This window comes from Sphingomonas sp. IW22 (genome assembly GCF_041321155.1).
GTDB lineage: Bacteria > Pseudomonadota > Alphaproteobacteria > Sphingomonadales > Sphingomonadaceae > Sphingomonas.
This window is the reverse complement of the sequence record NZ_JBGGWB010000010.1, coordinates 41,103-53,460: the sequence shown is the minus strand read 5'-3', so window position 1 is coordinate 53,460 and position 12,358 is coordinate 41,103. Positions and strand designations below refer to the sequence as shown.

Genomic DNA, 12,358 nt, shown 5'->3' with positions numbered 1-12,358 from the left:
TCATATTCTGGAACACCATGAAGCTCGGCGAGGTCGTCAATACCCGGGCCGCCAGCGGTACCCATATCGCGCCTGATCTACTCGCCCACGTCTCGCCGTTGGGATGGGAACACATCAATCCAACCGGGGAATATCGCTGGCCCAAATCCTTAGCGTAGGATTCCGCCCCCTCCCGCAAACGCCCCCTACGATTGAGAAGCGCGGCGGAATCTCTTAGATTGATCGCTGGAGGCTTTGTTCGCGGAGACGCGCACATTGCCTTCTTTTCGTTTTAGGAAGCGCTGCCCTAAGCGACAGAAGCCAGAGCTTTGACAATGCGGCATTCCGCGATGGAGCCGACCATGTATCTTGATCCTATCGGTGCAGACACGCGATGATGGCGGTCACGACGGCGGTGGTTTCCGCGACGTCGCGCACCCTCACTGTGTCGAGGCCGATTTCAGCAGCGGGATAGTCATTCCCACCGGGGAATATCGCATCCCCAATGAACAGCATCCCGTCGAGCGGGACACCGCTCTCGGCACTCAGGCGCTTCAGGCCATAGCCCTTGTCGATCCCTGCTCTGGTCACGTCGATCGATGTCGTGCCACCGAGATTGATCGAGAGCTCCGGCAGCTTCGCGCGCAACGTGGCCTGCAACGCGGTCCTCTTCTTTCGGTCAGGATCCCACGCTCCCTTTTCCTTCAGCGGCGCTGCCTGCCCCAGGCCCGAAAAGGTGATCTGGCTGCCCCGGTCCTCGATCCGTTCGCCCCAGATACGTTCGTCGGCGAGACCGGCATCGGTCAGCGCCTGATCGAAGGCCGTGCGGATCTTCGCCTTCTCCGCGTCGTCGAACAGTTCGGCATAGACCGCGCGCCAAGCGCCATTGATGAACCGATAGAGTTTCGTGCCTGTGGTCGGCATCAACCAGAGACGGTCGAGCGCGACGCCGGCAGGAAGGCGCGAGGCGATCTGCTTTTCGAACTGCGGCCAGTCCCCGCCCGAGATCACCGCCACATCCGTGATGGCGAGCAATCGGGCGAGGATTGCGGCCATATCCTCCGATAACGGCCGCTTGCTCTCGGCAAGCGTGCCGTCGAGGTCGAAGGCGATCAGCCACTTCATGCCGCCTTCCCTGCCGGATCGCGGTAGGCGAGCAGCCTGAGCGCATTGATGACGACGAGCAGCGTCGATCCCTCATGAACCGCCACCGCTGGCCCAATGCCGAGGCCGAGGATGGTAGCAGGCACCAGGAAGGCGACGACACCCAGGCTGACGAAGACGTTCTGCCGGATGATTCCACGGGTATGGCGGCTAAGACCGACTGCGAATGGCAGGTGCGCCAGATCGTCGGCCATCAGCGCCACGTCGGCTGTCTCCAGCGCAACGTCCGACCCCGCCGCGCCCATCGCGATGCCGACCGTGGCGCTTGCCATCGCCGGCGCATCGTTCACGCCGTCGCCCACCATCGCGACCTTGTCTTCGCCGGCGAGCTTCTTGATCGCGGCAACCTTGTCTTCGGGCATGAGGTCGCCCCACGCTTCGTCGATCCCGACTTCGTCGGCGATCGCTTCGGCGACTTTCTGGTGATCGCCGGAGATCATTATCATCCGCGACACGCCCATCTCGTGCAGCCGACGCAACGCGGTCTTGGCAGCTTCGCGAGGCGTGTCCATCAGGCCGATCGCGCCCAGGTCGCGGTCCCCCTTGCGGACCACCATTGTCGTGCGGCCGTTCTCGCGCAGCTTCGCGATTGCGTCCTGCGCGCCCTGCCCCAGCGCCGGAATGCCCTCACTTCCGAACATCTCGGCCTTGCCGATCCACACCGTCTCGCCATCCACGCTCGCGGTGACGCCCCGACCGGTCAGGCTCTTGAGGTCGCCGGCAGTCGGCACGGCACGATCGTTCAGACGTTCGCGGCCGTCCTTGACGATCGCTTGGGCCAGGGGATGGTCGCTCAACGCTTCGACGGCGACAGCCAGCGCCAGCAACTCGCCTTCATCGGCGCCATCGACGGGCACGACATCAGTGATGCGCGGACGACCTTCGGTCAGCGTGCCCGTCTTGTCGAAAGCGATCGCTTTGAGCGACCCGAGGTTTTCGAGCGGTGCACCGCCCTTCACGAGCACGCCGCCCCGCGCTGCACGGGCAACGCCCGACAGGACCGCGCTCGGCGTTGCGATCGCGAGCGCGCACGGGCTTGCCGCCACCAGCACCGCCATCGCGCGATAGAAGCTGTCGCGGAACGGCTCGTCGACGACCACCCATGCGAACAGCAGGAGCACTGACAGGACCAGGACGGCGGGCACGAAGATCCGTTCGAACCGGTCGGTGAAGCGCTGCGTCGGCGACTTCTGCGTCTCCGCTTCGCTCACCATCTTCACGACCTTGGCAAGCGCGCTTTCATTGGAACGGCGTGTCACCTCGATCTCGATCGCGCCGCCGCCGTTGATCGTACCAGCAAAAACCCGGCTTTCCGCGTCGACTGCATCGGGCTTGGCGCGTGCCGCTGCGGCATCTGCGACCGGCACCTTGTCGACCGGGATGCTTTCACCCGTGACCGGGGCCTGGTTGATCGCGCTGGTGCCCTTGATGACGAAGCCGTCGGCAGGCAGGCGCTCGTTCGGGCGGACGATGGCAATGTCCCCGACGACCATCTGCTCGACCGGGATTTCGCTGGTCTGCCCGCCGCGTCGCACGGTCGCGGTTTCGGGCGCGAGCTTCGCCAGCGCCTCGATCGCCTTCTTGGCGCGGCCCATTGCATAATGCTCAAGCGCATGGCCGAGGCTGAACAGGAACAGCAGCAGCGCACCTTCGGCCCATGCGCCCAGCGCAGCGGCGCCGGCCGCAGCGACCAACATCAGCGTGTCGATCTCGAACTTCTTCATCCGGAGGTTGTCGATCGCCTCGCGCAGCGTGAAGAATCCGCCGAAGAAATAGGCTGCGATATAGCAGGCGGTCGGCAGCCATTCGGGCGCGCCAGCGACCAGCCTCTCGATCGCGTAGCCGATCCCCAGCAGCGCGCCACAGGCGAGCGCGAAGATCAGCTCGGTATTGGGGCCGAGAAATTCGGCGTGGCTATGGTCGTGGCCATCGCCGGGGCCGTGCTTCTCTTCGCCCGCGCCGTGGCCCCCGGGGCCGTGGTCGTGGCCGGCATGTTCATCGGCAGCGACCCGCTTGCCCACCCTCACCTTCAGCTTGCGAAGCGCAGCGCGCACCTCCTCTTCGGTGGTTTCGCGGCGATCATATTCGACCCGGACAGACCCGCTGGTGCTGGCGCTTGCCTGGACCACGCCGGGCAAGGCGCACAGCGCATCGCTGACCGTGCGCGCCCGACGTTCGTGGTTGATCCCCGTCACCTGCCAGATCGCATGGCCGTAGCGCTCGGTGATTTCGGCACCTGCGGCGCGCACCATTTCGCGCAACCGTGGCAGCGGCAGCTTGGCGGCATCGAAATGGATGCACAGCGCCGCTGGCGTGTTGCCGTCGAGACAGATCACATGCGCCCGCTCGACACCTTCGCGCTTTGACAGGGTTGATACGAGACGGTCCAGGCAGGCATCGGCCGCGTCAGGAAGGTCCGGCAACAACACTGGAATGTCGAGTTCGAGCTTGTCGTTCATGACGACCTCCTTTCGCTTTTCTTGGTTTCGGCGCGCGCGTCGCGCAGGATTTCGACACCGCCCTTGATGGCGATGATGGCGGTGGCGAAGCCGACCAGCAGGTCCGGCCAATTGGTACCCAACCACAGCACCAGCACGCCGGCGATCAGGATGCCGCCGTTGGAAATGAAGTCGTTGAAGCTGAAGGTGGTTGCGGCCCGGAGATTGACGTCCGGATCCTTGAGGCGCTGGAGCAGCCGCAGGCAGAGGTAATTCACGACGCCGGCGATCGCGGACATGACCATCATGGTAGGTCCGATGGGCTCGCTGCCCTGCACGTAGCGCCGTCCGACATCGATCAAGATGCCGCCCGCGAAGATCAGCAGCATGACGCCCGAAGCGACCGCGGCGCGTGTCTTCCATGTCTGGCCCCGGGTGAGCGCCACAAGGCTCAGCGCATACACAGCCGTATCGGACAGGTTGTCGACGCCGTTGGCGATCAGCGCGCTCGAGTCCGCGAAGAAGCCGGAAACGAAGAAGCCCGCAGCGATCGCCGCGTTCAGCAGCAGGACGATCCACAGTGTGCGGCGCTCCTGCCCGCCATTGTTGTCGTTGCCCGGGATCATCCCATCATCTCCTCAAGTGTCAGCAGGGCCAGGAAGCCGACGAAAAACATCGAGCTGATGAGCGGGGTGTCGGGTTTCTCGTGCGCCTCGACCAGCAACTCCTCCGTGACGAGGTAGAGCAGCGCCATCAGCCCGAAGCTGAGGAAGCCGGCGATCATCACCGGCGACAGCGCGGCGACCGGCACGGCAGCGAGCGCGCCGATCGGCAGCAGCAGGGCCAATGCCGAGACGATCACGATGATGCGCAAGCGCGAGCGATAGGTTTCCGCCAGCTCGTCGGTCAGCGTCAGTCCCAGAAATAACACTTCCAGAGTGAGCGCGATCGTCAGCAGGAGACCTGCCTTCTCGCCCGCCACGAAAGCGAGGCCGAGCACCAGGCCGTCGACCAGAATGTCGATGCCGATCGCGGCGAGTAGCGCCATCGGCCCCTTGAAGCGGGCCTCAAGAGCCTTGAGCCCCAGCATGGTCGCGACGCCCGCCGCCCCGCCGATCAACGTCGCGCTGGGCGATGCCTCATGCTTGACCTGCGGCAGGATTTCGGTCGCTGCCGCCGCGAACACGACGCCGGCAGCGAGATGCTGTAGGCCCGCCACGAGGCCAGGTTTCAACTTGGTGCGGCTCGCGACAATCGCGCCGAGCACGACCGCCAGCACAGGCGCAAGCGTATAGAGCAGTGCCTGCATTTCCTAGGACTCCTCCGGGGTTCGGTGGCAGACGCGGATCTTCCCGCGTCGCGTGAACGCGATCGATCCGCCCGCCACGACAGCCCGCGAATGGTCGCCGCGAAACTCGTCACCGGTTCGCTGCGCGCGCAGGATCTCGGTCCTGCCCTTCGGCAGCCAGGTGACGGCCATTTTCAAGCCGTCATCGATGAAGTCGACATCGGCGCGTGTGCCGTCGTCGCAGTACATGATGCGCTGCGCGATTAGTTTCGACGTCAGATGCTTTTCATGCGCCGGCTCGGTAGGCTGGGTCGGCGCTGGATTACACGCCCCTATAACCGCCCCGGAGACGAGAACGACGCCGAGGCGCGCGATCGCCAGACCGGCCCGATTCAGGCCGCACAAGGTTGTCACATTTGAAATCGACGTGTCAGACATCGGTCTCTTCCGACGAAGCGCCCTGTGGCGTTCGAAGGCAGGGCAGTTCATCGCGTGCCTTCCCGCTCGCAGATCCGGGTACGGCCATCGCCTTCCACGATGGTGAGCTGCGACCCCTTGAAGGTCGCGGTGGCTGTTTCGCCGACATATTGCAGGCCCTGCGCTGGCGCGGTCAGCATCATCGGCGGTCCCCCGTTGGAGCGCCGCAAATCGATCTGCAGGCCGTTGTCCTTGTAATCGACGAACAGCGGTTCCCCGTCGGAACAGCGATATCTATGCCGCCCCATTTCCCCGGTCGCCACGGCGCTGTCGGACGAATGGATCTGCTGCTCCGTTGGCGGGGCTGGCGGCTTTCTTTCCGAGCACGCCGCGAGCCCGACAACGAGGATGACGGCGGGCAGCACCCGCTTACAGTGCATCATCATCGCGCCTTCCTCCTGTAGCGGAAGGGGACGCGCTGACGATTGATAGCCCGGGCAGGCTGACCTACCCGCCAGCGGAGATAGGTTGCGAGGCGATCGTCAGATTCGACCATCAGGGATCGCAGGCGGCGCAACATCATCGCCGCGAACGGCAGGGAGAGCGCCCCGCGCAGCGTGCAGCTATGCGTTAGCCTGGTGCCGCCATCGTCCCCCGCCAGCTCGTACCGCTCTTCGAGCGTGAACAGATAGGGGATGCCGCAGGACCAAGCGAAGGCGTGCGGTTTATCGAATCGATCAATCCGTGCTGGCGTCCGAATTGGCCGGGTGATGCCCTGGATCGCAAAGGTGCATTCTGTGTCGCCGAGCCGGGACGGATCATCGAGAAATACGAGCGGACTCCACGCCCGGCGATGATCCGGATCGGTGAGTGCCGACCAGATGCGCAGTGGCCCGCCGTGAAGCATCGAGCTGGTTATGGTGCGAGGCATATCCCCATCTCCCAGAGATGGGCGGGGCGATCGCGGATCGCCCCGCCCATCCATCAGGCCAAGTTGTTCACGAAGGTCTGACCGTGGTCGTCCCCTTCATGCTCCTCATTGTAGTGCTCGGGTTTCTCGATCACTTTCTGCCCGAACCGGGCATAGAGTGTCGGCAGCACGAACAGCGTAAGAAGCGTCGCCGAGATCAGACCGCCGATGACGACCGTCGCCAAAGGCTTTTGAACCTCTGCGCCGGCGCCTTCGCCCAGCGCCATCGGCACGAAGCCGAGGCTGGCGACTAGCGCGGTCATGATGACGGGTCGCAGACGCTGCATCGCGCCAACATGCGCGGCTTCCTCGCGGCTCATCCCTGATCGGATCAGATCTTGGATCGAGCTGACCATGACGAGGCCGTTGAGGACCGCGATGCCCGAGAGGGCGATGAAGCCCACTGCCGCCGAGATCGAGAAGTCCATGCCCCGCAGGAACAGCAACAGGACGCCGCCCACCAGCGCGAAAGGCACGCCGGTGAACACGATCGCGGCGTCGCGGACCGATCCCAACGCCCCGTAGAGGAGCAGCAGGATCAAGATGAAGCAAGCCGGAATGACCAGCTTCAGCCGTTCGCTTGCCGATTGGAGGTTCTCGAACTGGCCGCCCCATTCGAGATAGGTGCCGGCAGGCAGCCGGAGTTGGCTGCCGATCGCCGCCTGCGCATCCGCCACGACGGATCCGACGTCGCGGCCACGCACGTTGGCTTGCACCACCACGCGCCGCTTGCCGTTCTCGCGGCTGATCTGGTTCGGACCATCGACCACCTTGATCTCGGCGACGCTGGACAGCGGTACATAGCCGCCGCCTGCCACCGGCACCTGCACCTGTTGGAGCAGGCCGATGTCGGCACGCTGCGCCTCCGACAGGCGGATCACCACGGGGAAGCGACGGTCGCCCTCGAAGATCTGGCCCGATGTTCGCCCGCCGATCGTCGCAGTCACGGTGTCCTGCACATCCTGAGCCGTAACGCCCAACCGCGCCATCGCGTCGCGGTTGACGCGAATGTCGAGCATGGGAAGACCGGTCGTCTGCTCCACCTTCACGTCCGCTGCGCCTTGCGTTCTGCGCAGCACCGCCGCGATTTGCTCGGCCGTCCGGTTCATCTGGTTGAAGTCGTCCCCGAACACCTTCACCGCGATGTCGCCGCGCACGCCGGCGATCAGCTCGTTGAAGCGCATCTGGATGGGCTGGGTGATCTCGTAGGCATTTCCCGGAATCTTCGCGAGATTACCCTCGATCCGGCTGACCAGCTCCTCCTTGGGAAGCTCAGGATCCGGCCAATCCTTGCGCGGCTTCAGGATGACGAACATGTCGGTCGCGTTCGGCGGCATCGGGTCGGCCGCCAGCTCGGCGGTGCCCGTCTTGGAATAGACGAATTGCACCTCCGGCTGCTTCGACATCATCCGCTCGATCGGCACCTGCATCGCCTGGCTCTGCTGGACCGACGTTGCCGGAATGCGGAGCGACTGGATCAGCAAATCGCCTTCGTCGAGCTGCGGCAGGAACACCGAGCCGAGCGTAGTGAAAGCAAGCGCCGCCACCACAAGGCTTCCCACACCCGCACCGATCGTCAGCGTCGGGCGCTTCATGGCCCGGTCGAGACCGGGTTCGTAGCGCTTCTTCAGCCACGTGATGATGCGGCCGTCCTTCTCCTCGACCTTCTTCGACAGCCAGATCGCAATCATCGCCGGCACGAAGGTGAGAGAGAGGATGAAGGCGAAGGCGAGCGCGATGATGACGGTCAGCGCCATCGGTCCGAACGTTTTACCCTCCACGCCGGTCAGCGTGAGCAGCGGTACGTAGACGAGGATGATGATTGCCTGCCCGTACACAGAGGGACGGATCATCTCACGCGCAGCGGCTGCCACGGTCGCGAGCCGTTCCTTGACGCTGAGCAATCGGCCTTCATGATGCTGTTGCTCGGCAAGCCGGCGCAGCGCGTTTTCGACAATGATGACGGCGCCGTCGACGATCAGACCGAAGTCCAAAGCCCCAAGGCTCATCAGATTGGCCGAGACCCCAGCGCGCAGCATACCAAAGCCTGTCAGCATCATGGTGATCGGGATGACCAACGCCGCGATCAGGGCCGCACGGAAGTTGCCGAGCAGCAGGAAGAGCACGACGATGACCAGCACCGCGCCTTCGGACAGGTTTTTCGCGACCGTCTTGATCGTCGAATTGACCAGCTCGGTGCGGTTCAGCACCGGCTGAATTACGACGTCAGGAGGCAGCGAAGCGTTGATCGTCTTCAGTTTCTCAGCGACCGCGGTCGACACGATGCGGCTGTTCTCGCCGATCCGCATGATCGCCGTGCCGACGACGACTTCGGTACCGTTCTCCGATGCCGAACCCATGCGGATCGCCTGACCCGTCTTCACAGTCGCAACTTGTTCGACCGTGATCGGCACGCCGTTACGTGTCGCGATCACGGTCCTGGCCAACTCGCTGGCATTGCGAACGAGCGCATCCGAGCGAACAGCCAGACCTTCGCCATTGCGATTGACGAAGCCACCGCCGACGCTGGTGTTATTGCGCTCCAGCGCATTTCCCAGGTCCGTCAGCGTGATGCCGAGCGAGGCCAGCTTCTGCACGTCGGGCACGACGAGGAACTGCTTGGCGTAACCGCCAATCGAGTCGACACCGGCGAGGCCCGGTGTGGTCTTCAGAAGCGGCGTCACGATCCAGTCCTGCGCGGTGCGCAGGTAGGTCGCCTTGTCCTCTTCGGTCGTCAGTCGCTCGCCCTCTGGCGTGATGTAGCTGCCATCGGGCTGTTGGCCCGGTTCACCGGGCTTGTGCTTGTCGTCCTCGCGATGATCGAGACGAACGGTGTACATGTACACCTCGCCCAGGCCTGTCGCGATCGGACCCATTTCAGGGTTCACGCCGTCGGGCAGATTCTCTTGCACGCCCCGCAGACGCTCGCCCACCTGCTGGCGGGCGAAATAGATGTCCGTCGCGTCCGAAAAGACCGCCGTGATCTGCGCGAAGCCGTTGCGGCTCAACGAGCGCGTATATTCCAGGCCGGGGGTGCCGGCGAGCGCGGTTTCGATTGGAAACGACACCTGCTTCTCGACCAGCTCGGGCGAGAGGGCAGGCGCGCGGACGTTGATCTGGACCTGATTGTTGGTGATGTCCGGCACCGCGTCGATCGGTAGCCGGTAGAGGGAAAAGGCGCCGATGGCGGCGACGATGACGGTGAGGAGCAGGACTAGCCAGCGCTTCTCGACCGCCCAGGTTACGATACGGGCGATCATGGCTTAATCCTCGTGGCTCGCTTCGCCCTTGCCGATCTCGGCCTTGAGCGTGAAACTTCCGGTGGTGGCGATCTGTTCGTTGCCGGTCAGGCCCGACCGGACGATCACCGTGTCGCCCGACGCATCGCCGAGCTGGACCGGGGTCGCCTTGAAGCCGGTGGGCGTGCGCACGAACACGACCGACTTGCCCTCGAAACTCTGGACCGCCGTCGTCGGCACGCGGACCGCCCCGCTCCCGCCGCTGCCCGTGAGCTGCACGGCTGCCGTCACAGGCTCGCCGACCCGCCATTCGCCACCGCGATTGTCGAGGGTGGCGAGCGCAGGCACGAGCCGCGTCTGCGGATCAAGCGCCGGCGACACGAAGGTCACGCGGGCGGTCGCCTGACGGCCTGCCGCCTTCACCAGCACCGTATTGCCGGGACGCACCCGGCCCGCATCCTCGGGCTTGAGATTAAGCGCGATCGACACCTGGCTCAGGTTGGCGATGCGATAGAGTTCGGCATCCGCCGCGACCGTTTGTCCCAGCGTCACGGGGCGCGCAATGATCTGGCCCGAGATCGGCGCGGCAATGCCGAGCCGGTTGAGCCCGCCGCCGCCGACACCCGCCGCCGAAACCATGCTCTGCGCCTGCGTCAGGGCGATCCGCGCCTCCGTCGCCGCTGTGCGGGCGGCGATCAGATCCTGTTCAGGGGAGACTCTCTGCGCGAACAGCCGCTGTTCGCGCGCGAGGTTCGAATTAGCGAGCTGAAGCCGCGCCCGCGCCGCCTCGACCTCGCCCTTGATCTGCGCCGCCTCGCGGCTTTCGATGACCGCAATGGTCTGGCCGCGTCCGACCGATTGGCCGAGGTTACGGGTGAGCGCGACCACGCGTCCCGCAATTGCGGCCGAGACGACCTGCGTTCCCTGTGGGTCGCCCTCGATGATCGCGGGCAGCTCGATCGTCCCGGCCCCGCCGATGATCGGCCGTCCGACCTGGACGCCCGCTGTGGCGATCTGGTCGGCACCCAATGTGACGACGCCTTCACCGGCATGACCGCCTTCAGCACCGCCCTTTTCCGTGCCCGCTGCCGTCTCATTGGCAGCTGCGCCTTCGGCAGTTGCCTCGTTTCCGCCATCCTTGCCGCCGCAGGCAGCCAAGAGCAGGGCGAGCGACGCCGCGCCCGCGAGATAAAAGCTCTTCATCACTGATTCCCCCCATTGGGCGCACGAGCGGTCAGTCGCTCCACTTGCGCGCGGGCATTCTGGTAATTGGCAAGCGCGTCGATCGCGGCGACCCGCGTTTCGGCGAGCGTGCGTTCAGCATCGAGCAATTCGAGCTGGCCGAACTTGCCCTCGCGATAGCCGATCCGCGCGATGCGGGCGGCCTCCTGTGCAGCCGCCAGCGCCGGCCCCGACGCCGCACGAGCCGTCGTTGCGGCATTGGCCGCCTGCGCCTGCGCGTCCGTGATCGCCTGTTCGATGTCGAGCGCGGTCACGCGGCGCTGCGCATCCGCCTGGGTCCGCTGCGCGGTCGCCTGCGCAATCGCGGCGCGACCATTGTTGAACACCGGGATCGGGATCGACACGCTGAACACCGCCGCCATGTCGTTGGTCGCTTCCAGGCGGCGGATCGACGGCCCGACGTTCAGGTCAGGCACGCGATTGGCGCGCGCGAGCCGCACGCCGGCTTCGGCAATGGAGAAATCCGCGTTGGCTGCCGCCAGCGCGAGTGTGCCGGTCGTGTTGACCGGTGCCAACGGCCCATAGACGTTCACACCGGGAAGGCGATCGAGCAGCGTGTCATCGAGCAGGCCGTCGATCGGCCGTCCGATCCGACGCGCCAGATTGGCGCGGGCCGCCTCGGCCAAGCGAAGCTGCCGCTCCACATTGGCGTCGGCATTGATACGCGCGACATCCGCGCGCTGTTGCTCGAGTGGCGATGCCCGCCCTGCCTGCACGCGAACGCTCGCGGCCCGCAGCGCATCGCTGGCGATCCGGGCCTGATCGCGGGCTGTCATTACCCGGCGATCGGCCGCGACCGCTTCGACATAGAGCTGCGTTACCTGAAGCCGGACATCCGCCGCGATGATCGCGGCCTGGATCTCGGCCCGGGACAATTGCGCATTGGCGACCGCGACGCGGGCGCCGCGCTTGCCGCCTAGCTCGATCGGGATCGCAAAGCCGACCGTGGTTTCCGCGCTGCGGACCCCCCGATACGGCCCGGAGCCGATGACATTCTCGACTTGGCCTTGAACCACCGGATTGGGCCGCAAGCCGGCGACTGTGCGACCTGCACGGGCCGCGTCGATTCCAGCTGTCGCCGCTTCCGCAGCAGGGGCCGAACCGCCCGCTGCACTGACCGCTTGGTCAAGCGTGTAGACCGGCGCATCCTGCGCAACAGGCGCGGACGGTCCGACCTGCGCCTGCGCCATCGTGGCGCAAGACGCTGCGGCCAGCATGGCCGCGAGGATACGATTCATGAAAATAGGACTCCTGACGATGATCGACAGGGGCGCGCCAACGCACGCCCAAATCGGACGTCAGGCTTGGGGGGGCCTCAAATGGACCATGCCGGTGCGGCCGTCGAGCGACGCAGAGGCGGAGATTGTCGGCTTGGGCACTGTGAGGACGGGGGTATATTCCATCGTCGTGCGCGCAGGCGCGCCGACGTCGTGTCCGTGACAATAATTGTGATGATGCGGGACATTCTTGTCCGAGTCCGATGGCACCTGATCGATGTCACCGGCGGTATGGACCGTGAACTCAACGCCCGCGATGCTTCCCCCCGCCAGATCGGCGGCATGGGCCATGCCGGAGAAGCTGGTCAGGACCAGCATCAGGCATGTCAGGAAAGGCAAAAAGG

12 protein-coding genes are annotated in these 12,358 nt (G+C 65.2%); 1 reads left to right on the top strand and 11 read right to left on the bottom strand.

The genetic code is table 11. The annotated features are described in order from the left end of the window. The first annotated feature begins 2 nt into the window (after positions 1–2). Complete coding sequence (locus ACAX61_RS18655; RefSeq protein ID WP_528084560.1) at positions 3–158, top strand: Tn3 family transposase; 156 nt, start codon at positions 3–5, stop codon at positions 156–158. Between the two features lie 196 nt (positions 159–354). Here ACAX61_RS18655 and ACAX61_RS18650 read toward each other — a convergent pair whose 3' ends face one another. Genes ACAX61_RS18650 through ACAX61_RS18600 form a run of 11 tightly spaced genes read right to left on the bottom strand, consistent with a single transcriptional unit; the run spans position 355 to position 12,332 of the window. After that, positions 355–1,104 carry an HAD-IIB family hydrolase gene (locus tag ACAX61_RS18650; protein WP_370716116.1) on the bottom strand — a complete coding sequence of 250 codons (750 nt, stop codon included), beginning with the start codon at positions 1,102–1,104 and terminating at the stop codon, positions 355–357. Then, a complete protein-coding gene (locus tag ACAX61_RS18645) occupies positions 1,101–3,602 on the bottom strand; it encodes a heavy metal translocating P-type ATPase (protein WP_004212886.1) in 2,502 nt (833 codons plus the stop codon). The genes ACAX61_RS18650 and ACAX61_RS18645 overlap by 4 nt, the downstream gene beginning before the upstream one ends. Further along, on the bottom strand, positions 3,599–4,207 hold the full coding sequence (locus tag ACAX61_RS18640) for a cation efflux transmembrane domain-containing protein (RefSeq protein WP_004212885.1): 609 nt from the start codon (positions 4,205–4,207) through the stop codon (positions 3,599–3,601). The genes ACAX61_RS18645 and ACAX61_RS18640 overlap by 4 nt, the downstream gene beginning before the upstream one ends. Then, positions 4,204–4,890: a ZIP family metal transporter gene (locus ACAX61_RS18635; RefSeq protein WP_004212882.1), complete on the bottom strand. Its 687-nt coding sequence runs from the start codon at positions 4,888–4,890 to the stop codon at positions 4,204–4,206. Before ACAX61_RS18635 ends, ACAX61_RS18640 begins: the two co-directional genes overlap by 4 nt. A gap of 3 nt (positions 4,891–4,893) precedes the next feature. Then, on the bottom strand, positions 4,894–5,307 hold the full coding sequence (locus ACAX61_RS18630) for a hypothetical protein (protein ID WP_004212881.1): 414 nt from the start codon (positions 5,305–5,307) through the stop codon (positions 4,894–4,896). A gap of 47 nt (positions 5,308–5,354) precedes the next feature. Then, positions 5,355–5,732 carry a hypothetical protein gene (locus tag ACAX61_RS18625; protein ID WP_004212880.1) on the bottom strand — a complete coding sequence of 126 codons (378 nt, stop codon included), beginning with the start codon at positions 5,730–5,732 and terminating at the stop codon, positions 5,355–5,357. Further along, positions 5,729–6,217 carry an SRPBCC domain-containing protein gene (locus tag ACAX61_RS18620; protein ID WP_004212879.1) on the bottom strand — a complete coding sequence of 163 codons (489 nt, stop codon included), beginning with the start codon at positions 6,215–6,217 and terminating at the stop codon, positions 5,729–5,731. The genes ACAX61_RS18625 and ACAX61_RS18620 overlap by 4 nt, the downstream gene beginning before the upstream one ends. Positions 6,218–6,270: 53 nt before the next feature. Next, complete coding sequence (locus ACAX61_RS18615; RefSeq protein ID WP_004212878.1) at positions 6,271–9,516, bottom strand: efflux RND transporter permease subunit; 3,246 nt, start codon at positions 9,514–9,516, stop codon at positions 6,271–6,273. Between the two features lie 3 nt (positions 9,517–9,519). Next, positions 9,520–10,698: an efflux RND transporter periplasmic adaptor subunit gene (locus ACAX61_RS18610; protein ID WP_004212877.1), complete on the bottom strand. Its 1,179-nt coding sequence runs from the start codon at positions 10,696–10,698 to the stop codon at positions 9,520–9,522. After that, positions 10,698–11,975: a TolC family protein gene (locus ACAX61_RS18605; RefSeq protein WP_004212875.1), complete on the bottom strand. Its 1,278-nt coding sequence runs from the start codon at positions 11,973–11,975 to the stop codon at positions 10,698–10,700. Before ACAX61_RS18605 ends, ACAX61_RS18610 begins: the two co-directional genes overlap by 1 nt. 60 nt (positions 11,976–12,035) lie before the next feature. After that, positions 12,036–12,332, bottom strand: a complete 297-nt coding sequence (locus ACAX61_RS18600) for a hypothetical protein (RefSeq protein ID WP_007406840.1) — start codon at positions 12,330–12,332, stop codon at positions 12,036–12,038. Positions 12,333–12,358: the final 26 nt, after the last annotated feature.